Origin of the sequence: Paramagnetospirillum kuznetsovii (genome assembly GCF_003284725.1) — a bacterium.
Lineage (GTDB): Bacteria > Pseudomonadota > Alphaproteobacteria > Rhodospirillales > Magnetospirillaceae > Phaeospirillum > Phaeospirillum kuznetsovii.
On the sequence record NZ_PGTO01000011.1, the window covers coordinates 21,678 to 41,984 of the forward strand.

The 20,307-nt window shown below is 63.9% G+C and carries 19 protein-coding genes and 2 tRNA genes; 12 read left to right on the top strand and 9 right to left on the bottom strand.

Annotation, left to right across the window (positions count from 1 at the left end):
• Nucleotides 1–12: 12 nt before the first annotated feature.
• Nucleotides 13–723 (top strand): ATP12 family chaperone protein, encoded by a 711-nt coding sequence (locus tag CU669_RS13885; RefSeq protein ID WP_112145716.1) that lies wholly within the window; start codon nt 13–15, stop codon nt 721–723.
• Here the strand turns inward: CU669_RS13885 and CU669_RS13890 are convergent.
• The 9 genes from CU669_RS13890 to CU669_RS13930 all read right to left on the bottom strand — a co-directional run bounded on the left by CU669_RS13890 (nt 716) and on the right by CU669_RS13930 (nt 11,507).
• A complete protein-coding gene (locus tag CU669_RS13890) occupies nt 716–1,303 on the bottom strand; it encodes a substrate-binding domain-containing protein (protein ID WP_239988717.1) in 588 nt (195 codons plus the stop codon). The genes CU669_RS13885 and CU669_RS13890 overlap by 8 nt on opposite strands.
• Before the next feature lie 108 nt (nt 1,304–1,411).
• The gene (locus tag CU669_RS21385) at nt 1,412–3,781 is read right to left on the bottom strand and encodes an ATP-binding protein (RefSeq protein ID WP_161539670.1); all 2,370 of its coding nucleotides are present in this window, start codon (nt 3,779–3,781) and stop codon (nt 1,412–1,414) included.
• Between the two features lie 68 nt (nt 3,782–3,849).
• Complete coding sequence (locus CU669_RS13900) at nt 3,850–7,188, bottom strand: tetratricopeptide repeat protein (protein ID WP_112145718.1); 3,339 nt, start codon at nt 7,186–7,188, stop codon at nt 3,850–3,852.
• A 51-nt stretch (nt 7,189–7,239) separates the two neighbouring features.
• The gene (locus CU669_RS13905; protein ID WP_112145720.1) at nt 7,240–7,884 is read right to left on the bottom strand and encodes a protein phosphatase CheZ; all 645 of its coding nucleotides are present in this window, start codon (nt 7,882–7,884) and stop codon (nt 7,240–7,242) included.
• Between the two features lie 20 nt (nt 7,885–7,904).
• A complete protein-coding gene (locus CU669_RS13910; protein WP_068489845.1) occupies nt 7,905–8,291 on the bottom strand; it encodes a response regulator in 387 nt (128 codons plus the stop codon).
• Between the two features lie 118 nt (nt 8,292–8,409).
• Entirely contained in the window at nt 8,410–9,219 is an 810-nt protein-coding gene (locus tag CU669_RS13915) for a MotE family protein (RefSeq protein ID WP_112145722.1), read from the bottom strand.
• Nucleotides 9,220–9,229: 10 nt separating this feature from the next.
• Entirely contained in the window at nt 9,230–9,739 is a 510-nt protein-coding gene (locus CU669_RS13920) for a DUF6468 domain-containing protein (RefSeq protein WP_112145724.1), read from the bottom strand.
• Nucleotides 9,740–9,744: 5 nt separating this feature from the next.
• Nucleotides 9,745–10,932, bottom strand: coding sequence for a flagellar motor switch protein FliM (fliM, locus tag CU669_RS13925; protein ID WP_112145726.1), 1,188 nt, complete (start codon nt 10,930–10,932; stop codon nt 9,745–9,747).
• 20 nt (nt 10,933–10,952) lie between these two features.
• A complete protein-coding gene (locus tag CU669_RS13930) occupies nt 10,953–11,507 on the bottom strand; it encodes a flagellar basal body-associated FliL family protein (RefSeq protein WP_112145728.1) in 555 nt (184 codons plus the stop codon).
• A 324-nt stretch (nt 11,508–11,831) separates the two neighbouring features.
• Here CU669_RS13930 and flgF point away from each other — a divergent pair, with 324 nt between their 5' ends.
• The 11 genes from flgF (at nt 11,832) to CU669_RS13985 (ending at nt 20,307) form a co-directional block, all read left to right on the top strand.
• Complete coding sequence (gene flgF / locus CU669_RS13935) at nt 11,832–12,572, top strand: flagellar basal-body rod protein FlgF (RefSeq protein ID WP_112145730.1); 741 nt, start codon at nt 11,832–11,834, stop codon at nt 12,570–12,572.
• 27 nt (nt 12,573–12,599) lie between these two features.
• Nucleotides 12,600–13,385 (top strand): flagellar basal-body rod protein FlgG, encoded by a 786-nt coding sequence (flgG, locus tag CU669_RS13940; protein WP_112145732.1) that lies wholly within the window; start codon nt 12,600–12,602, stop codon nt 13,383–13,385.
• 7 nt (nt 13,386–13,392) lie between these two features.
• The gene (gene flgA / locus CU669_RS13945) at nt 13,393–14,373 is read left to right on the top strand and encodes a flagellar basal body P-ring formation chaperone FlgA (protein WP_112145734.1); all 981 of its coding nucleotides are present in this window, start codon (nt 13,393–13,395) and stop codon (nt 14,371–14,373) included.
• A gap of 22 nt (nt 14,374–14,395) precedes the next feature.
• Nucleotides 14,396–15,178, top strand: a complete 783-nt coding sequence (gene flgH, locus CU669_RS13950) for a flagellar basal body L-ring protein FlgH (RefSeq protein WP_112145891.1) — start codon at nt 14,396–14,398, stop codon at nt 15,176–15,178.
• A 129-nt stretch (nt 15,179–15,307) separates the two neighbouring features.
• Nucleotides 15,308–16,702 carry a DegQ family serine endoprotease gene (locus tag CU669_RS13955; RefSeq protein WP_239988718.1) on the top strand — a complete coding sequence of 465 codons (1,395 nt, stop codon included), beginning with the start codon at nt 15,308–15,310 and terminating at the stop codon, nt 16,700–16,702.
• 112 nt (nt 16,703–16,814) lie between these two features.
• Entirely contained in the window at nt 16,815–18,107 is a 1,293-nt protein-coding gene (locus CU669_RS13960) for a replication-associated recombination protein A (RefSeq protein ID WP_112145738.1), read from the top strand.
• A 129-nt stretch (nt 18,108–18,236) separates the two neighbouring features.
• Nucleotides 18,237–18,312 (top strand) — tRNA-Val (locus tag CU669_RS13965).
• Nucleotides 18,313–18,441: 129 nt separating this feature from the next.
• Nucleotides 18,442–18,518 (top strand) — tRNA-Asp (locus CU669_RS13970).
• A 241-nt stretch (nt 18,519–18,759) separates the two neighbouring features.
• Nucleotides 18,760–19,125 (top strand): NADH-quinone oxidoreductase subunit A, encoded by a 366-nt coding sequence (locus tag CU669_RS13975; protein ID WP_112145740.1) that lies wholly within the window; start codon nt 18,760–18,762, stop codon nt 19,123–19,125.
• Nucleotides 19,116–19,682, top strand: coding sequence for a NuoB/complex I 20 kDa subunit family protein (locus tag CU669_RS13980; RefSeq protein ID WP_112145742.1), 567 nt, complete (start codon nt 19,116–19,118; stop codon nt 19,680–19,682). Before CU669_RS13975 ends, CU669_RS13980 begins: the two co-directional genes overlap by 10 nt.
• Before the next feature lie 25 nt (nt 19,683–19,707).
• On the top strand, nt 19,708–20,307 hold the full coding sequence (locus tag CU669_RS13985) for an NADH-quinone oxidoreductase subunit C (protein WP_112145744.1): 600 nt from the start codon (nt 19,708–19,710) through the stop codon (nt 20,305–20,307).

The following is a 20,307-nucleotide window of genomic DNA, read 5'->3' on the forward strand; positions in this document are numbered from 1 at the left end:
GAGGGCGAGACCGTGTCCAAATCCTTCAAGCGATTCTATCAGCGGTCCGAGGCCGTCGCCGTCGGGGCTGGCGCGGCTATCCATCTGGACGGTAAGCCCGTCAAGACCCCCGGTGGTCGTCCTCTGGCGTTGCCGGGCACGGCCCTTGCCGCCGCCGTGGCGTCCGAATGGGATGCCCAGGGAGAGATGGTGATTCCGGCCTCCATGCCCTTGACCCAGCTTGCCAGCACGGCGCTGGATCGGGTCGGACCGGAACGCGCCCATGTGAGCGCCGAGTTGATGAAATATGCGGGTACCGATCTCCTGTGCTATCGCGCCGAGCGGCCCAGTGACTTGGTTGCACGCCAGACCCAGGGGTGGCAGCCCTTGCTGGACTGGGCGGCGCTGTCATTGGATGCACGGCTGAACGTGACCAATGCCCTGGTGGCGGTGGCGCAGCCGCGCGAGGCGCTTGGCGCCTTGTCCCATGTCCTGGACCGTCAGGATTCATGGCGCCTCAGCGCCATCCAGTCCGCCGCCGCCGCCATGGGATCCTTGATCCTGGCCCTGGCGCTGGCCGAGGGACGCTTGACCGCCTCGCAGGCCTTCGAGCTTTCCCAGTTGGATGAGACCTATCAGATCGAGCAGTGGGGCGAGGATTACGAGGCGGCCGACCGTCGCGCCGCCTTGGCCGCCGACATTGCGGCGGCGGCGCGATTCCTCGAACTCTTGGCGGTTACATGAAGGGCGGGATGGGGCCCAAGGACCGCATCCAGGCGTCGTAGGCCGCCACCGACGGGGCGCGGAATCCGGTTCCCGCCAGTCGGGCCAGGGCGGGGGAGTTCAGCAATTCCTCCACCGGCTTCTTAAGGCACTGGGCGAACGCCGCCTCCAATTCGCTGGTGTAATCGGTCCGATCGGCATCATAGCGGGCGACGAAATTGCCCAGTGGGATACCGTCGGACGTCCAGGCATCCACGGCGCATCCCGTCTTCATCTTGCCGTCCAGGCGCGACCATGACGCCTTGCTGCCGGTCAGCTTGACGACGATCTGAGGGCGAATGGAGGGATCGTTGACCTCCACCGTCTCGAACCCCTTGGCCAAGACCAGCTTGGCGGCCTTGGCCAGGGCGAGGCCCTCGCGGATATTGGTTTCTTCACTTTGATAGCGTGTCAGGGCGATGGTCAACTTGCGGGCGATGTCGGTCTCGCCGACGAAGACCATGACGCGCGCCTTGAACGGTAGAGCCACCCCCGGGACCGGAGCCAGTTGAATGCTGTCCGGGGCAGGCAGATTCGATAGACAGCCGGAGAGAGCCGCCATGATCGCCACTGCCGCCACACCTCTGCCCCACGCCGCCATGCCAATCTCCATTCGCCAGAACCGGGGTACTATAGCGGCGCGACGCCCATGGCCCAACGGATTTGATCGCTAAACTCGCGGGGAGACGGCGCCGTCCTCAAGAGTAAAGAAGAAGGTGGTTCCACCATCGGGATTGGATTCCAGCCAGATGGCGCCATTGCAGCGATGGACGATGCGGCGGCACATGGCGAGGCCGATGCCGGTGCCGACAGTATCGGAATTGGGGGCCAGGCGCTGGAAGATTTCGAAGATCTTGTCGAAATATTGCGGCTCGATGCCGATGCCGTTGTCGGCGACCGAAAATCGCCATGGGCCGTCGTCCAGCCTCTGCGCCGCGACGGAAAGGCGGGGCTTGCGGTCGGGGTGGCGGTATTTGATGCCATTGCCCAGCAGGTTTTGAAACAGGCTGACCATGAGAGAGGGCTCCGACATCACCACTGGCATCGCGCCGACGCTGATCTCCACGCCTTCCTCCTCGATGGTGGTGCGCAGATTATCGAGGGCCTGGCGCAGGGAGTCCGCCGCCGCCACCGGCATCAGTTGCTTGGACTGGCTGGCGATGCGGGAATATTCCAGCAGGTCGGTGATCAGCACCGTCATTCGCTTGCCGTTGTCGACGATGAAGCCGATGAATTCGTCGGCGTCGGAATCCAATCGCTCCTTATAGCGATGCTCCAGCAATTGCGAATAGCTGATGATGTTTCGAAGTGGAGTGCGCAGGTCATGCGAGGCCACATAGGCGAATTGCTCAAGATCGGCATTGGATTGGGCAAGCTTGTGGGCTTCCAGGGCCAGATTGCTCTGGGCGGCCTCGGCGGCGTCCTTGGCTGCGAGAATTTCCTGATTGGAAAGGTCGCGTTCCAAGACGGCCCCGATCCAGCGGGCCAGCAGGCGCATGAATTCGATGTCGCCGTCATCGAATGGACGCGACCGGGGAGTGGGCGAACTGAAGTTCACGGTTCCAAAGCCCCGGCCGCGCACGGTGACGGGGGCGCCGATATAGGCCTCGAGACTGAAGGTCTTGTAGCAAGGGTGCCCGGCATGGGGCGATACCGCCATGTGGGACACCGCGACCACGTCATTGGCGTTCATGGTCAGGGCGCAATAGGTATCGCCGAGGCTGAAGACCTGCCCATTGTGAAGCTCGCCCTCGGTGCCGCCCTCATGGTGAAGGATGGTATAGGCGTCGCTTTCAATGTGGCTGATGATGCCGAGCGGCAGACCAAGATGCTTGGCGCCCAGAGCCAGGGACTTTGTCAATTGATCGCTGGCGTCGGCGTTGGGAAGCGCCGCGATGTCATTCAAGGCCCGCAGCGCCGCCCTCTCCTCGGAAATCTCGATTTCCTTGTTGCGCGCCAGATCGCGCTCCATGGTGCGCTGCTGGATGAGAGCGGCGGCGGCGGTCATGGCTTGGCCGACCTCGTCGGCCTCCTTCAATCCCAGGGGCGGCAGCGATACCTGTTCGCCGTTTCCCATGGCCAAGGCCGGAAAAATCAGGGCGCCAATGGGGCCGGTGATATCGCGCGCCATTTTCTGGGCGAGCAGAAGTCCGGTGATCAGAACCAGCATGCCGCCAATCGCGCCGAGCCAGAGTGAGTGGTTGATTTCGGCTTCCAAGACGTTCCTTGGCACGGCGATGGCCGCGGTCCAGCCGTAACGGGCCGAGCGGTGATAGGCGAGCATGACGCCGGTGCCCTCTAGGATATAGGTCTCCACCACTCCGGCGGACGGTCCGTTCAGGGAGTCAAGGATCGCCCGTACCCCCTTCTGGCCCACGTATTTTTCCGGTGACAGACTGCGGGCGACAATGGTCCCGCTACTGTCGAACACTCCCGATATCCAAGGCGCGGGGCGTGCTTGCCGATCCAAGGTAGGTGAAAAAGTGTCGGCGTTCAGGGATATGGTCAGGACGAAGGCCATCTGGTCCTGGCGGAATATGGGCAGGGCCAGGGCGACCAGCGGCCGATTGAGAACCGGACCGACGAAAAGGTCCGACAAGACCATTTTTCCGGAGTCTCGGACTTGGAAGAAGAAGTCCGGGATTTGACGTGGCAAGGGTTCGCCATAGGGCTTCAAGGTGTTGACGATCTGGCTCCCATCGGAGGCCAGCAACACGAAATTCAAGCCGGAGGTCTGCGGCAAGACCTTGCGCGCCTGGGCGTGGAAACCGGCGAAGTCGTTCTGTTCAAGGTATGGTGACGTCGCCAGCGCCTTCAGGGCGGCCTCGGATGTGGCGATGACCGTTTCCATATCGCTCAATAGCGCGCTGGTGCTCGACTGAAGCGAGCCCGCCAAGGCGTCGCGCTGGCGGACATGATTCGTCCAGCTGCTGTAGGCGACATAGAGCCACGCAGGCAGGAAGCAGGCGATCACCAGCACCGCGATGCGATAATTGATTCTGAGTTGGCAATAGCGTTTGGAGAACCAATCAATCGACACAGCGTGCTAGCCCTTTCAACTTGGGCAGAGCATAGATTGCCGTTCGCCGCTAGGAAAGGCCTATTGCCTTAATTGATTGAGGAAAGGCCGGAGGTTTTGACCCGCTTCTGCCATTCGTTCATGAAGGTCTGGAAGTCCTGGACCTGCTTGATCTTCTCGCCGACCCGGCGGTAGTCGATGATTCCCCGCTCGGCCTCGCTGGTCAGCAAGTCGAAGGCTTCCTTCCATTCGGTGCTGGCCATCAGCGGTCCATAGGTCCGCCGCAGACGGGTCAGGCCGCGCTCGTCGCGTCCCAGGGTCATGGCGATGGCGGTGTCGAGCAGGCGGCGGGCCATGACGGGGTCCAGCGGCTTGTTGCCCGGCGGCTTCTCGATGGTGCTTTCCAGGGTGGCGGCGGCGTCGGGCCAGCGCTTTTGGTGCCAGTAGATGTCGCCGCGCAGCTTGCGGGCCGGATCGCTCTGGTCGTTGATGATCAGGGCCAGCGCCTCGGCGGTGCGGCCGAGATCGTCGAGGGCCTGGACCCGGAGATAGCGGCGTTGGGCCGCCAGATCGGCGGGAATATCCGGAACCTCGCTGGCCTCCAGGGCTTCCAGCGCCAGGCCGGGCTTGCGGTCGGAGATGTTGAGGAAGGCGAGACGGGCGCCGACGCGGGCCTTGTCCAGCCCGGACAAGCGGAACTCCACTTGATGGCGCAGCAACTCGCCCGCCCGATCCAACAGGTCCACCGCCGCCAGCCGGTCGGCCAGACGACGGATCATCTCGTCGCCCTTGGTGCCCGTGGGCGTCAGCTCCTGGAACTCGTCATAAAGGCCGATGGCCACCACCGGCTGAAGCTTGTCGGCCTCTCCCGCCAGGAACAGCTTATTGAAAGCCTCGTTCATTTCCTCGGTGACGTTCGGGATATCGGGATTGTCGGGGTAATTGGCGGCAAGGCTATGCATGCTGCGCAGGCCTTCGCCATAGCGTCCGGCCGCGATCTGCAACTGTCCAAGGCGCTTCATCAACTGGTATTCGAAATCCTCGCCGCGCCAGGCGAAGCGCAGCTTCTCGAATTCGCTGATGGCTTCGGACGGGGTCATTTTCTTGAGGCGCAGCATCAATTCGATGCGGTCCCGGGCGGCATAGGCGCGGTCGGGGCGGCTCTCGCTGGCCTCGGCGTCGCGGAAGCGGGTGATGGCCTGTTCGTACTGCTTGCCCGCCACGGCGGCCAAACCCGCGAGATAGGAGATCTTGCCCACATCGCGGCGGGAAAGACCGGGGCCCATCATGGCGTCGACGATCTTGGCGGCGCCCTTGCCGTCGCCCGCCGCCGCCACGGTCTTGGCCGCCACCTCGCCGATACCCATGCGCAGGCTGCGCGGCCAGCCCTTGATGTCTTCCGGCGCCAAGCGCAGCACCAAGGCGTGCTTGTTGGGATCGGGCAGTGAACGGGCACTGGCGGCGGCCAGGAACAACTGGACGGTGGCATCGCCTTTCAAGGCAGGCAAGGACAGGTCGGCGATGGCGTCGGCATCCCGATACATCAGGAAATTGGCGGCGCCTCGAACGGCGCGATAGGCCGGCGTGTCGACCACGTTGGGATCGGCGGCGGCCATGATCTTGAGCACGCCCAGGGCCTCGGCGCCAAAGCCGTTGGCCACGTAATGACGGGCTATTTCAAGGCGCTGGGCATTCTTGTCGTCGGGCCGCACGAAGGTCAGGCGGCTTTGCAGCTTTCGATGTTCATCGACGAATTTGTCGTTGCCGCCACGCAGCCATTTTGGAATTTCCAACGGCCCGGTCGCCATGGCATCGGCGCCCATCTTGGCGTCGGGCATACCGCCCGATTCCTCTGGGGTAGCGCCGGGCGCCAGACCGGACAGGTAGAGGCCGCCGGGCATGGTGGCTTCGACGGTCGCCTTGTTGACGTCCAGGCGGGCGGCATCCGTGCGCATGACGGCGGCGGCGCCCTGGGCGGTGGGCAGAATCTCCAGGCCGGGATATTCCCGTCCGCCACGAACGCCGAGACCGATGGTCGGCACCGTCACGATCTGAATGGAATCGCCGACCTCGGGATCCTTCAGCACCATGGCGGGCGAACCGTCGGCCATGGCGATCACCACCCGTCCGCGATCCTGGAAATCCATCTGAGTCTTGACCTCGGCCCCCACCTTGGGCGCCAGCGGCTGCTCCTGGATGTCCAGAACCCACAACTGGCCTTCCTTGCGGATGGAAGGGTTGAAGCCGGGGCGGGTGATCATGCGGACAGCGGTGCCCTTGAAGCCCTGGATCTGCTCCACATGCAGAACCACATCGCCGCCGGTCCGCTTCAAAAGCTTGGTGTCCACCTCGACCTTGAGATCGAAGACCGCCCACAACCACCCGGCGCGACGGAATACCGCGGCCCCGGTCGGCTTGTCGAAGGAAAAGCCGAGGCTGACCGACTTCCCATCGGCAGGCGCGGCCGGAGCAGGTTCGGCCGCCGGCGTGCCGTTGGCCGCCTTGGACTCGCCGTTCGCCTTGCCATTCGTGGGAGGGGGCGGCGCCAACGGCTTGAGCGACGGAGGTTGCTCCTCGGAGCCCAGCGTCGGCGCCAAGGGAGGTGGTGTGCCGCCATTGGCACGGGGGGGAGGGGCGGCCCCGGCGGGGCGGACCAGATCGACGGCGACCCGTGGACCGGAGGTAAAGTGCCGAACCCGCATGCCGGGCGGCAGCGCCAATGAGACTGAGGTTCCCTTGCCGACCGTCTTCGATTCCAGATAGGAGACATCGGGGGGCAGGGACGCCTTCAGCGAGGTGACGTTGACATTGGCCAGCCGGTCGAAATTGATGGAGACCTTGCCTCCGGCCTCGTCCACCGAATAGCCGACCGGCTTTGGCCAATCGAACACCAGCCGGTTGAAGCCGGTGTGCTCGCCGCCGCGCACCATCAGATCGATGGCGGGGCCGGTGGCTTCGACGGCCGTGGGCGGCGGGGCCGGAGGGGCGGCGGCGGCCGGGGGCTTCGGGTCTTTCGGCGTCTCGGTGGCGGGCGTCGGAGCGGGCGCGGTTGAGCTTGTCTGGTTCTTGCTTTCCACCAGATCGACCACCACCGAGGTGCTGGTCTGAAAGCTTTTGATCTGGACCGGAACCGCCAGGGGAAAGGTCGCCATCTTGCGGTCGGGACTGAGGGTGACGCCCTTCAGGTAACGCGACAGCGGCTTGAGCACCACCTTGGGATCACCGGCGATGGGCTTGTCGAAGCGAACCACCAATTGGTTATTGACGACATCAGCGGAAAATTTAACCGGCCCGTCCCAGTCGAACACCATGCGGCCGTATCCGTCATGTTCGGCGGCCCTGGGGGAAGATTGGGCGATGGCGACGCCGATGGGGGCGAGCAGCGCAAGCAGGAGGATGATGACGCGGATGAAGAGCGGCACCGCCATCCGTCTTCCGCCGCTGGCTTGGCTTGCAGCCTCCATGGGAAGACGGCCCGGCTAGTCGAAGCTGGCGAGCAGCGCGTCGATATCGGCCTGATTGGTGCCGTTGCCGGGCAGCTGCGGGCCGTTGAGGAGATCCTCGTCGGTCAGGGGCTTGGGCGCGCCGTCGCCCTCCTTGGCGCTTTCGATTTCACCGCCGAACATCTTGACGAGGCTTTCGACCCGGTCCTCGATATCCTTCAAGGCCTTGACCACCTTGGTGATGCGCTGACCCGTGATGTCTTGGAAGGTACAGGCCTCGAAGATGCGGGTGGTGATCTCGTCGAGTCGGTTGGCCACGTCCTGATCGATCATGGGAGACAGGCTGCCAAGGCTTTCGGCGGCGTCCATGATCTCATTGGTGGCGGCCTCGGTGGCGCCGACGATGGCATCCAGCTCATCGGTGGCCGAAGCGATGAACTCGTTCTTGATCTCGCCGGGACGAAGGGCGGCGATCTCTTCCTTGGCGGCGTGGATGTACTTGGACAGGGATTCCAGTTCACGATAAAGGCGGAGATCACCGGCGTTGATGTCGCCGGTCATGGTGTCGAGCATGGCCCGCACCACTTCTCCGATTTTATCGACGTGAACGGTATCGCCATGCTCCTGGCGAATGGCGTCTAATCGCAGTTCCAGATCGCGGTCAACGCCCTTCGCCGGCATGGTCCCTGGCTCCTTCAGAGTTAGAAGTCGCCCAACACGCTGGTCATCTTGGTCTTCAACGTCTCGGCGTTGAACGGCTTGACGATATAGTTGGAAACGCCGGCTTCCTTGGCCGCGATGACGTTTTCCGACTTGGATTCGGCCGTGACCATGATGAAGGGAACCGGCTTCAGCTTGGGATCGGCGCGGACTTCGCGCAGCAGCTGCAGGCCGGTCATGGGCTCCATGTTCCAGTCGGAAATCACAAGACCATAAGTACCGACGCGAAGCATCTGCAGCGCCATGGCGCCGTCGGTGGCTTCATCAACGTTGTTGAAACCAAGCTGCTTGAGCAGGTTACGGATGATTCGCAACATCGTCTTGTAATCATCCACGATGAGGACGTTCATATTCTTATCGACAGCCATTCATCCGCTCCTTCGAGACACCTGGCACCAGAGCCTAAGATGCCGGTAACCCACAATTTTCCTAGTTAAGATAGGGATAGGCACTTGCGCAAGTCATTTTTTATGCAATCGACATTAATTACCCGCCCGGGGCCACTTTCGGCATCGGTATCTGGCGTCTTTGCGCCAATTCCGAAGTAACACCCTTGGCCTTTGACGGGTCCATCTCAGCCAAGATCGGCGCGACCTTCTGCTCTTTCATGCGCTCCAGCACTTCCAGCAGGATGCTCATGTCAAGCTGTTCAAAGATTTTCGCTGCTTCCTTGGGCTTCATATTTTCATAAATCTTCACCAACGACCGCATTTTGTTGTCTTCCTGGTCGTTGTATTGGCGCAACAGACCTTCGATGGTGTGTTGCAGCGTCTTCATCTCGGCGACCTTGCGGTCGATCTGGTCCTCGGCGGCCTTCAGCAGGGCCTCGCGCCGTTCGATGTCGCGCTCGCGCACATCCAGGGTGCCGCGTCGCTCTTGAAGTTTTTGCAGGACGTCCATTTCGGTCTGGGTCATGCCGCCGCCGTCGCGGGGCGCGGCGCTGGTGGCGGCCGGGGCATTGGCCGGTGTGGCGGCCGGGGCGGCGGGGGGCGGCGCCTCGGCCTTGGCGGCGGCGGGCGTGGCGGGGGGCTGCGGCGGCGTGGCATTGGGCTTGGGCGGCTGCTGGGCCTGCAATTCGGCCACGGACAGCGAGCCCATGCCGAACACGCCCTTGAAGATATCGGTGACCCGCACCGACAGCATCAGGACGCCGACGAAGATCAGGACCGGAAGCACCCGGACGATGGGCGGGCGGCCGTTTTCCTGATGGCCAGGCGCATTGGTGGTGGCGGGCGGCGGCGCGGGCCTTGGGGCCGGGCGTTGAGGCTTGGATTGCTTGCGGGGCTTGGTTGCCATTGCTTTGCCCCTATCTCATGGACTGGAGGGCGCGCAGCAATTCGCGCTCGGCTTCCGAGCGTTCGTCGCTTTCCTGCTCGGCACCGGCCGCCGCCGCCGCGATGGCGGCCTGCTGGGCAGCGCGGCCGGCGGCGCCACGCGGTGCCGGACCCGGGGCAGCGCTGACGGCGGCGGTGGGCGCCGAAGCCTTGCCGTCGGTCCGGGCCGAGCGCACGGAATTTTCCAAGCGATTGGCCATGGTGTCGGCGCGTTCGATCATGAAGGCGAGATCGTCGCGCAAGGATTGGGCCTTTTCCACCCGTTCCTGCAAGGCATGTCCGGCGTCTTCCGCCGCCTTGCGCAGCTTGGGGATGGAGGATTCGGCCCGGACGGTGGCCTCGTTGAAATTGATGATGGTCTTGGCGAGGTCGTCGCGGTTCTTGCGCAGAGCGGACAGGCGCGAGTTCAGCATCACCGCGTAGCCGATGGTGGCGATCAGCAGCAACGAAACCACGATGTCCAGTGCGACCTTCCAATCCACGTCTCTTACCCCTTGTCGCGTCGGCTGGTGTCGTCGACTTGAATGGCGATGTGCTGGCCCTTGCGTCCCATGCGGCCACGGAACAGGGCGATCTCGCCGCAGCGCATGTCGATGGGCGAATCGGCGGTGGCGTTGAGAGTCAGCTTGGAGCCTGGCTTCCAAGCCAGAACCTCGCGCAGATTCATCACCTGCTCGTCCAGCACGGCTTCCAGTTCCACCTCGGTCATCCACAGCTCTTCGGCCAAGTGGGTTTCCCAGATGGAGTCGCGGCCGAACTTTTCACCCATGAACATCTGCAGCAGAAGTTCGCGCACGGGTTCCAAGGTGGCGTAGGGCAGCAGCAGTTCAAGACGTCCGCCGCGATCCTCCATGTCGATGCGCAGCTTGGCGACGATGGCGGCGTTGCTGGGGCGCGAGATGGTGGCGAAGCGCGGATTGGTTTCCAGCCGGTCGAAGCGGAAGGTGACCGGGCTCAACGGGTCGAAGGCGGCCGAAAGGTCCGACAGGACCACATGGACCATGCGTTCGACCAGATTGCGTTCGATGGTGGTGTAGGGACGGCCTTCGATGCGCATGGCCGCCGTGCCGCGACGTCCGCCCAGCAGCACGTCGACGATGGAATAGATCAGCGAGGAATCCACGGTCAGCAGACCGAAATTGTCCCATTCCTCGGCCTTGAACACCGCCAGCATGGCAGGCAGCGGAATGGAGTTCAGATAGTCGCCGAAGCGCAGCGACAAGATGTTGTCCAGCGAGACTTCCACGTTGTCCGAGGTGAAATTGCGCATGGAAGTGGACATCATGCGCACCAGCCGGTCGAACACCACTTCCAGCATGGGAAGGCGTTCGTAGGACACCAGTGCGGAATTCAGGATGGCTTGGATGCCCGACTTGTCGCCAGCGCCGCCGCCGTCGTCGTCGAAGCCCAGCAGCGAGTCGATTTCGTCTTGGTTCAGGACGCGGGTGGAATCCTTGGCGACGGCCGCCTGGGTTTCGCCGCCGGTATCTCCGGCGCCGAGCATGGCTTCCCATTCGGCGGCCATGGCGCCGCCGTCTTCTTCTCCGCCGCCGCCGCCGCCTCCGCCGCCCCCACCGCCACCATCGCCGTCACCGGCCATGGCAGCCCATTCCTTCATGAGGGCTTCTTCGTCATCGGCGCCTCTGGGTTGGCCGCCTTCGTCTTCCATTGCCATTCCAGCGTTACGCCGGTCCTCTACTGGACCAGCATTTCCTTGAACAATACGTCGCTGACCTTGACCGGCTTGACCGCCGCGTTGACGCGGGTCAGCAATTCCTCGCGAAGCAGGTGCATGCCCGCCGCGCCCTGAAGATCCTCGATGCGCAATTCGCGCAGATAGACCTGAAAATTATCCACGATGCGCGGCAGCATCTGTTCGACGCGCGGCTGATCGGTGATGGCTTCCAGCTCCAGCGCCACCCTCAGCTTGAGGAAGGCCTGCTTGCGGCCGGTGGCCTGCAGGTTGACCAGCATTTCCGGCAGGTCCATGAAGGCCGCCGCCTGGACCGCCTTGGGCGGCGGCGGCGCGGCCGGGGCATGTTCCTCGGTGGCGTGCTCGTCGGCCTTCTTCTTGCCGAGCAGGGAGTCGAGGATGCCCGAGAAGTAGAGTCCCGCACCGGCGCCGCCCAAGAGTAGGATCGGCAGCACGATGATCAGGATCTTCTTGATCGGTAAGCCTTTTTTCGGCGAATCCGATGACTCTTCCGAGCCTTCGCCTTCTTCGAAATCTTCTTCCAGGTCTTCGGCCATGGCCCTCTTCCGAATGATCGGCGCGCCGAGCCGGGAGAACCCAGTCGTGCGCACTCTAAAAACTAGCCCTTGGCGGTTAACAGAAGGTTGCGATTCCGAGAAAGATTAGCGTTTTCCGGAATTCATTGGTCCGCGCCCCTGTGGCTTCCCCTCCGTGAGCGGCCCCAGGATACCAATGGGAAGGGTGGCCCGGCAATAAGTGCCCGGCAACACCGCCCATGGTTCTGTCATATTTCTGAAGGACTCTAGGAAAGCCGCCATTTCATGAAGTTGGCACGGGCGATGCAAGAGATCTGGCGAACCGCTTTGCCAGTGAGTTGGACCATGCAGAACACAGCCTATATCGCTCTTTCCCGCCAAGCCGCCTTGCAGCGCCAGTTGGACGTTGTCGCCAACAACATGGCCAATGCCAATACCATGGGCTTCAAGGGCGAGCAGATGATGTTTCGGGAATTTCTGGTGCCGACCCGCTCGTCCGAACGCGCCGTTGGCGGCAAGCTGTCCTTCGTTCAGGATGTGGGCGTGCTGCGCGACGTTCGCGAAGGTCCGCTGACCAAGACCGACAATCCGCTGGATTTCGCCATCCACGGCGACGGCTATTTCCAGATCGAGACCGAATCGGGCATGCGCTACGGCCGCAACGGCCACTTCCGCATGGACCAGAGCGGCATGCTGGTGAATTCACAGGGCTTCGCCGTCATGGACGACCGCGACCAACCCATCATTTTCGCCCCCAACGAGACCCGCATCGAGGTTTCCGAGGAGGGCACCGTGTCCACCGAGAATGGCCGTGTCGCCAAGCTGAAGGTGGTCAAGTTCGCCAACGACCAGGAACTGCGCAAGGCGGGCGACGGATTGTTCGAGACCACCCAGGATCCCGAGGCCGTCCAGCGTCCCGCCGTCATCCAGGGAATGATGGAGGAATCCAACGTTCAGCCGGTGGTCGAAATGACCCGGATGACGCAGATCCTGCGCGAATACCAAGGCGTTCAGAAGATGCTCGACAACGAGCATGAGCGTCAGATGAAAGCCATGCAAACGCTGTCGAACGCCAAGGCGTCTTGATAGAAATCGAGGGGAAGGATTACCGCCATGCGCTCGTTGAACATCGCCGCCACCGGCATGCTGGCCCAGCAGACCAACGTCGAAGTGATCTCGAACAATATCGCGAACATGAACACCACCGCCTATACGCGGCGGCGTCCTGAATTCGCCGATCTGCTCTACCAGAACCTGCGCCGCGTCGGCTCGCAGTCGTCGGATACCGGCACCATCGTGCCGACCGGCGTGCAGTTGGGCCTGGGCGTCAAGACCACGGCGGTCTATCGCATCACCGAGCAGGGCAGCGTCCAGAACACCGACAACACGCTGGATCTCGCCATCCAGGGCAAGGGCTACTTCCGCGTCCTGCTGCCCTCGGGCGAGACCGCCTATACCCGTGACGGCTCCTTCCAGCTTTCCCCGGAAGGCAATATCGTCACCCACGAAGGCTATCTGGTGCAGCCGCAGATCACCATTCCCCCCGACGCGGTCGGCGTCACCGTGGACGCCACCGGCCAGGTGATCGTCAAGCAGGACGGTCAGGTGCAAAGCCAGGTGAAGGGCCAGTTGACCCTGGCCACCTTCGCCAATGACGCTGGCCTGGAAGCCCGCGGCAACAACCTGTTCATGGAAACCCCGGCCTCGGGCCAGCCCTCCACCCAGCCGCCCGGCAAGCCCGGCTTCGGCTCGCTGTTGCAGGGCTTTCTCGAGACCTCCAACGTCAACGTCGTCGCCGAAGTCACCAATCTGATCGGCGCCCAGCGCGCCTATGAAATGAATTCCAAGGTGATCCAGGCGTCCGACGAGATGCTCTCCACCATCAATCAGATGAAGTGAGGCCGTCATGACCCGCTCCTTCGCCCGCGCCTCCCTCGCCGCCCTTGCCGTCGCCGCCTCGGTGGCCCTCGGCTCCGCCGCCGGCTGGGCCGCCTCGCTGCCGCCCTCGCTCAAGCCCGCCGTGGTCATCGAAGGCGATGTCATCCGCCTCGGCGATCTCTGGGACAATCTCGGCGACAAGGCGGAGACCCCGCTGGCCAATGCGCCGCAGCCGGGCAAGCGCGTCACCCTGGAAACCCGCTGGCTGGCCGCCGTGGCCCAGTCCTACGGCATCGACTGGCGCCCCGCCAACGCCTTCGAGCGTTCGGTGGTCGAGCGCTCGGGCCAGACCGTTGACTCCCGCGCCATCGAAACCGAGATCAAGGAAGCGCTCCGTCTGGAAGGCGCCCCCATCAACGCTTCCGTCGAAGTCACCAACCGCGCCTCCCTGGTGCTGACCGTCCCCTCGGGCATCACGCCGACCATCGGCGTGCGCGACGTGATCTACGACCAGCGCATGAACCGCTTCTCGGCGGTGGTCGAGGTTCCCGCCGGTTCGCCGACCGCCAGCCGCGTCAAGGTCATGGGCAATGTCTTCGCCTCGGCCCGCATCCCGGTCCTGGCCCGTCCCATGGGGCGCGGCGACACCATCACCGAGGCCGATATCCAGTGGGTCGACGTGCGCGAGGAAGTCATTCGTCGCGACGTGGTCACCGGTATCCGCCAGCTGATCGGCCAAGAGCCGCGCTATCAGCTGCGCGCCGGTGCTCCGATCCGCACCGTCGAGGTTCAAAAGCCGGTGGTGGTCGCCAAGAACAGCGCGGTGACCATGATCGTGCGCAACAAGTTCATGACGCTGACCGCCCAGGGCCGCGCCGTCGAGGACGGCAGCACCGGCGACGTCATCCGCGTCACCAATATCCAAAGCAAGCAGACCGTCGATGCCAAGGTCGAGGGTGCGGGGCAAGTCTCCGTCATCCCCGGCGGCATGCGCGCCCTGGCCAACTGACGAGTAGATGGGAGGACCGATCATGATCCGCCGCGATACATTCCCCAAGACGCTGCGTGCCATCGCCGTCATCGCCGCCGTCGCCGAACTTTCGGCCTGCAATATGATGACCCGCATGTCGGAAGTGGGCTCGGGCCCGCAGATTTCCAACATCCAGAATCCGACGCAGAAAGCCGGATACCAGCCCATCAGCATGCCCATGCCGCAGCCGGTGGCCCCGCCCATCAACGCCAATTCCCTGTGGCGGCCGGGCGCTCGCGCCTTCTTCAAGGATCAGCGCGCCAAGGATGTGGGCGATATCCTGACCGTCTCGGTGTCCATCAGCGACAACGCCACCCTGACCAGCACGCTGACCAATACGCGGGCCGGTTCGGAAGTGGCGGGCAGCAGCACCACCGGCAGCCCCTTCAGCCTGCTGGGCTTCGAGAACAGCCTGAACAAGATCCTGCCCGACACGCTCAGCCTGTCCAGCCTCGCCGATCTGAAGTCGGCCTCCAGCGTCGCCAATACCGGCAAGACGGCGCGGACGGAAGCCATCAGCGTGACCATGGCCGCCGTCATCACCCAGGTGCTGCCCAACGGCAATCTGGTGATCTCGGGCCGCCAGGAATTCCGGGTGAACTACGAAATGCGCGAACTGTCCATCCAGGGCATCATCCGCCCCGAGGACATCAGCTCGTCCAACAGCGTGACCTCGGAAAAGATCGCCGAGGCCCGCGTCTACTACGGCGGACGCGGTCTGGTCAGCGATGTCAGCCAGCCGCGCTACGGCCAGCAGATCTTCGATATCATCTTCCCGTTCTGATCAAACGGACCATTCCCGTCGTCATCCACCGGAGGGGCGGAAAGCTCCCCCGGTGGATGGGCATTTCTTGCCGAGCAATTCCTGTCCCTTATATAAGGAGGCGGAATGTTCCTATGGGGATGGGTCGTCATGAAGCGTATCGCCACTCTCGTCATCCTGCTGGGCCTTGCCGCGCCCTGTGCCCAGGCCCAGACCCAGGCGGTTCCCGCCTCCAAGGAGCAGGTCCGACTGACCTTCGCTCCGGTGGCCCGGCAAGTGGCCCCGGCGGTGGTCAACATCTACACCAAGCGGGTGGTGCACGCGCAGGCCTCGCCCATGTTCGCCGACCCGTTCTTCCGCCGCTTCTTCGGCGACGTTCCCGGCATGACGCGGGACCGGGTGCAAAGCTCGCTGGGCTCCGGCGTGCTGGTGGGCAGCGACGGCACGGTGGTGACCAATCACCATGTCATCAAGGATGCCGACGAAGTCACCGTGGTCCTGTCCGACCGCCGCGAGTTCGAGGCCCGCATCGTTGGTTCGGACGAGCGCTCCGACTTGGCCGTGGTCAAGATCGAATCCAAGGGCGAGACCTTTCCCACCCTGGTCCTGGGCGATTCCGACAAGATCGAGGTGGGGGATCTGGTGCTCGCCATCGGCAATCCCTTCGGCGTCGGCCAGACGGTGACCCAGGGCATTATCTCCGCCCTGGCGCGCACCAATGTGGGGGTGTCCGACTTCCGCTCCTTCATCCAGACCGACGCTGCCATCAATCCCGGCAATTCCGGCGGCGCCCTGGTGGACATGGACGGCCGCCTGATCGGCATCAACACGGCGATCTATTCCAAGGACGGCGGCTCCAACGGCATCGGCTTCGCCATCCCGACCGCCTTGGTGCGCAACGTGGTGGCCAGCATCACCAAGGGCGGCAAGGTGGTGCGGCCCTGGCTGGGAGCCGGGGGGCAAGCGGTCACCGCCGATCTGGCCCAGGCCTTGAAACTGCCCCGACCACTGGGGGTTCTGGTCAACAACGTCTATAAGGATTCTCCGGCGGCGCGGGCTGGCCTACAAAATGGCGACGTCATCACCGCCGTCCAAGGCCGCGAGGTGGACGACCCCGAGGGCATGCGCTTCCGTCTCGCCACCCTGCCGGTGGGCGGCGACGCCCAGTTGACGGTGTTGCGGGCCGGAGTGGAGCGCCAAGTCACCGTCCGCCTGATCGCGCCGCCGGAAAATCCGCCGCGCGACCAGACCGAGCTGACCGGCCGCAATCCGTTCAGCGGGGCGACGGTGGTCAACATCAACCCGGCCCTGGCCGAGGAGATCGGCATCAATTCCGGGCAGATCGGCGTCTTCGTGCTGGGGGTGCGGCGCGGTTCGGTGGCCAATCGGCTGGGGGTTCAGCCGGGCGATCTGATTTTGCGCATCAACGACAAGCCGGTGGCCAATGTGGCCGAGGTCAAGGCGGCATTGACGAATGAGCGGCCGCGCTGGAGCATCACCATCAACCGCGACGGCGAGACCATGACCCAGGCGATCGGGGGATGACCACGCTACAGTCATGCGGGCAGGATGCCCGCGCTCCCGCAAGCGGCGGACGTGCCTTGGAGCGCGGCCGTCCCGGCCGCATCGGACGGCAGAACCTTAACGGCCGGACACCATGACATCGCTCTTTGAAAAAGAGGAGAATCGTCCCCTGGCGGAACGGCTGCGACCGGGCGCGCTGGAAGAGGTGGTGGGGCAAGGCCATCTGCTGGCGGCCAATGCGCCCTTGGGGCGCATGCTGGCGGCGGGACGGCTGGCCTCCATCATCCTGTGGGGGCCGCCGGGCTGCGGCAAGACCACCATCGCGAGGCTGCTGGCCGAGCGCACCGATCTGCATTTCGAGCCGCTGTCGGCGGTGTTCTCCGGCGTCGCCGACCTGCGCAAGGTGTTCGAGGCGGCGGGCAAGCGCAAGGAAGCAGGGCAGGGCACCCTGCTGTTCGTCGACGAGATCCACCGCTTCAACCGGGCCCAGCAGGACGGTTTCCTGCCCTATGTGGAAAACGGCACCGTGGTGCTGGTGGGGGCCACCACCGAGAATCCCTCCTTCGAGCTGAATTCGGCGCTGCTGTCGCGCTCCCAGGTTTTGGTTCTGCACCGGCTCGACGACGCGGCGCTGGACTCGCTGCTGGACCGCGCCGAGGCGGCGCTGGGACGCAAGCTGCCGCTTGATCCCGATGCGCGGGCCGCCGTCAAGGCCATGGCCGACGGCGACGGCCGCTATCTGCTCAATCTCGCCGAGGATCTGGCGTTGCTGCCGCCCGAGCCCGTGCTTGGCCCTTCCGAATTGGCCGAGGCCGTGCAGCGCCGGGCGCCGTCCTACGACAAGGACCGCGAGGGCCACTACAACCTGATCAGCGCGTTGCACAAGAGTCTGCGCGGCTCCGACACCGACGCGGCGCTCTATTGGATGGCGCGCATGCTGACCGGTGGCGAGGATCCGCTGTTCATCGCCCGGCGGCTGACCCGTTTCGCGGTGGAGGATATCGGGCTGGCCGATCCCAACGCGGTGGTGCAGGCCCTGGCGGCCTGGGACGTCTATGAACGCCTGGGATCGCCGGAGGGCGAGCTGGCCCTGGCGCAATTGGTGATCTATCTGGGCACCGCGCCCAAATCCAACGCCGCTTATGCCGCCTTCAAGGCCGCCATGAAGTCGGCCAAGGACACCGGCTCGCTGATGCCGCCGAAGCATATCTTGAACGCGCCCACCAAGCTGATGAAGGAGATCGGCTACGGCAAGGGCTACCAGTACGACCACGACGACCCCGACGGCTTTTCGGGCCAGAACTATTTTCCCGACGAGATGCCCCGCCAGCGCTTCTACCGGCCGGTGGAGCGCGGCTTCGAGCGCGACGTCGGCAAGCGGCTGGAGTATTGGGACAAGCTGCGGGCAAGGAAGGGCGGTCAATAGCGGAGCCCCCTCTCCCGCGAGGGGAGAGGGAAGGGATGTCTAGCCCTCTCCCCTCGCGGGAGAGGGTGGCCCGCAGGGCCGGTGAGGGGGCTTGCCCAAAAACCGGATTCGCCATAGAACCGGTATCAGGGGCGGTTAGCTCAGATGGTAGAGCATCTCGTTTACACCGAGAATGTCGGCGGTTCGATCCCGTCACCGCCCACCAATCCAACAAATTCCCCCCATGAATCCATGCGTTCTGGCAAGCGGAAAAAGCGCGTGGGGCAGGGCTTGTTTGCTTGACAGGCCCTGGGGCCTGCATTACACCACGCCTACCCACGCGGGTGGCTGCGGAGGGGGTGTAGCTCAGTTGGTCAGAGCGCCGGCCTGTCACGCCGGAGGTCGCGGGTTCGAGCCCCGTCACTCCCGCCACCGCGCTGAATTCGATCGCCTGTGCGAGGGGCGGGGCGGTCGGAATGGGTCCGCGGTGATTTGGTTTGTGGCAAGGAGGGGGCCTCCCTATCGACCTTCGCGATTCGTCGCTTTTCCAGCTGACACTTCCGGGCTTGCTCCCAATTGCCTTGCGCAAGGCCCGACTGATGCGGAATATGCGACGTGACGGAAGTCGGTGACGGTCTCCGGTCGTGTTATCTCTTGAGCTAGGGCAGGAACGATGGACGCTTGGCTGCTCGAATATCTGCCGATCCTGATTTTCCTCGGCATCGCCATTGTCATCGCGGCGATCTGCATCGGGGCCTCATGGGTCGTGGCGCGGCAAAAGCCCGATACCGAAAAGGCGTCGGCCTATGAATGCGGCTTCGACGCATTCGGCGACGCCCGTTCCAAATTCGAGGTTCGCTTCTACCTCGTCGCCATCTTGTTCATCATCTTCGATCTGGAAGTCGCGTTCCTGTTCCCCTGGGCGGTGACGCTGGGCAAGCTGGGCATGTTCGGCTTCTGGTCCATGATGGTGTTCCTGGGCGTGCTGACCATCGGCTTCATCTACGAATGGCGAAAGGGAGCCTTGGAATGGGAGTGAACCCGTCCTCCAGCGGTATCATCACCGCCGATCACGCGGCGCCGCTGCCTCCTGGCGCGGCGCAAGACGCGTTGCTCAAGGCCGTCACCACCGAGATTTCCGACAAGGGCTTCGTGCTGGCCAGCGTCGACTCGGTGGTCAACTGGGCGCGCACCGGAAGCTTGTGGCCCATGACTTTCGGTCTGGCCTGCTGCGCCGTGGAAATGATGCATGCCGGCTGCGCGCGCTATGACATGGATCGCTTCGGCGTCGTCTTCCGCCCCAGCCCGCGCCAGTCCGATCTGATGATCGTGGCGGGAACCCTGACCAACAAGATGGCTCCGGCGCTGCGCCGCGTCTATGACCAGATGGCCGAGCCGCGCTGGGTGATCTCCATGGGGTCGTGCGCCAATGGCGGCGGCTATTATCACTATTCCTATTCGGTGGTGCGCGGTTGCGACCGCATCGTGCCGGTGGACATCTATGTGCCGGGCTGCCCGCCCAGCGCCGAGGCGCTGATGTACGGCATCTTGCAGCTACAGAAGAAGATTCGCCGCACCGGCTCCATTCTCCGATAGCGCCTGAACGAGGGACGGCCCAAACATGACGCAAGCGCTGAAGGATCTAGGCGACTATATCGCCGCAGCTCTGCCCCAGGACGTGCTGAGGACCGAGGTCAATCGCTGCGGCGAGCTGACCTTGGAGGTTCGCACCAATGGGGTTGTCAAGGTGTTGACCTATCTCCGCGACGATACCGGTTGCCTGTTCAAGCAGCTGGTGGATGTCTGCGGGGTGGATTGGCCGGGGCGCGAAAGCCGCTTCGACGTGGTCTATCACCTGCTGTCCATGAAGCATAACCAGCGGGTCCGCGTGAAGGTCGCCGCCGACGAGGAGACCCAGGTTCCCTCCGTCACCGGCGTGTTCAGCTCGGCGGGCTGGTTCGAGCGCGAAGTGTGGGACATGTTCGGCGTGACCTTCTCGGGGCATCCCGATCTGCGCCGCATCCTGACCGATTACGGTTTCGAGGGGCATCCGCTGCGCAAGGACTTCCCGCTGACCGGTTACGTGGAAATGCGCTACGACGATGAGAAGAAGCGGGTGGTCTACGAGCCGGTGAAGCTGACCCAGGACTTCCGCAGCTTCGATTTCCTGTCGCCCTGGGAAGGTCCGGGGTTGCTGCCCGGCGATGAGAAGGCGAGCTGA

Bases quoted from the DNA above. Each gene is read 5' to 3' on its own strand.
- CU669_RS13910 (WP_068489845.1), bottom strand. From the start codon at position 8,291: ATGGCTGTCGATAAGAATATGAACGTCCTCATCGTGGATGATTACAAG.
- CU669_RS13915 (WP_112145722.1), bottom strand. From the start codon at position 9,219: ATGGCAACCAAGCCCCGCAAGCAATCCAAGCCTCAACGCCCGGCCCCA.
- flgA (WP_112145734.1), top strand. From the start codon at position 13,393: ATGACCCGCTCCTTCGCCCGCGCCTCCCTCGCCGCCCTTGCCGTCGCC.
- CU669_RS13985 (WP_112145744.1), top strand. From the start codon at position 19,708: ATGACGCAAGCGCTGAAGGATCTAGGCGACTATATCGCCGCAGCTCTG.
- flgH (WP_112145891.1), top strand. From the start codon at position 14,396: ATGATCCGCCGCGATACATTCCCCAAGACGCTGCGTGCCATCGCCGTC.
- CU669_RS13890 (WP_239988717.1), bottom strand. From the start codon at position 1,303: ATGGCGGCTCTCTCCGGCTGTCTATCGAATCTGCCTGCCCCGGACAGC.
- CU669_RS13980 (WP_112145742.1), top strand. From the start codon at position 19,116: ATGGGAGTGAACCCGTCCTCCAGCGGTATCATCACCGCCGATCACGCG.
- flgG (WP_112145732.1), top strand. From the start codon at position 12,600: ATGCGCTCGTTGAACATCGCCGCCACCGGCATGCTGGCCCAGCAGACC.
- CU669_RS13955 (WP_239988718.1), top strand. From the start codon at position 15,308: ATGAAGCGTATCGCCACTCTCGTCATCCTGCTGGGCCTTGCCGCGCCC.
- CU669_RS13900 (WP_112145718.1), bottom strand. From the start codon at position 7,188: ATGGCGGTGCCGCTCTTCATCCGCGTCATCATCCTCCTGCTTGCGCTG.
- flgF (WP_112145730.1), top strand. From the start codon at position 11,832: ATGCAGAACACAGCCTATATCGCTCTTTCCCGCCAAGCCGCCTTGCAG.
- CU669_RS13960 (WP_112145738.1), top strand. From the start codon at position 16,815: ATGACATCGCTCTTTGAAAAAGAGGAGAATCGTCCCCTGGCGGAACGG.
- CU669_RS13905 (WP_112145720.1), bottom strand. From the start codon at position 7,884: ATGCCGGCGAAGGGCGTTGACCGCGATCTGGAACTGCGATTAGACGCC.
- CU669_RS13930 (WP_112145728.1), bottom strand. From the start codon at position 11,507: ATGGCCGAAGACCTGGAAGAAGATTTCGAAGAAGGCGAAGGCTCGGAA.
- CU669_RS13975 (WP_112145740.1), top strand. From the start codon at position 18,760: ATGGACGCTTGGCTGCTCGAATATCTGCCGATCCTGATTTTCCTCGGC.
- fliM (WP_112145726.1), bottom strand. From the start codon at position 10,932: ATGGCAATGGAAGACGAAGGCGGCCAACCCAGAGGCGCCGATGACGAA.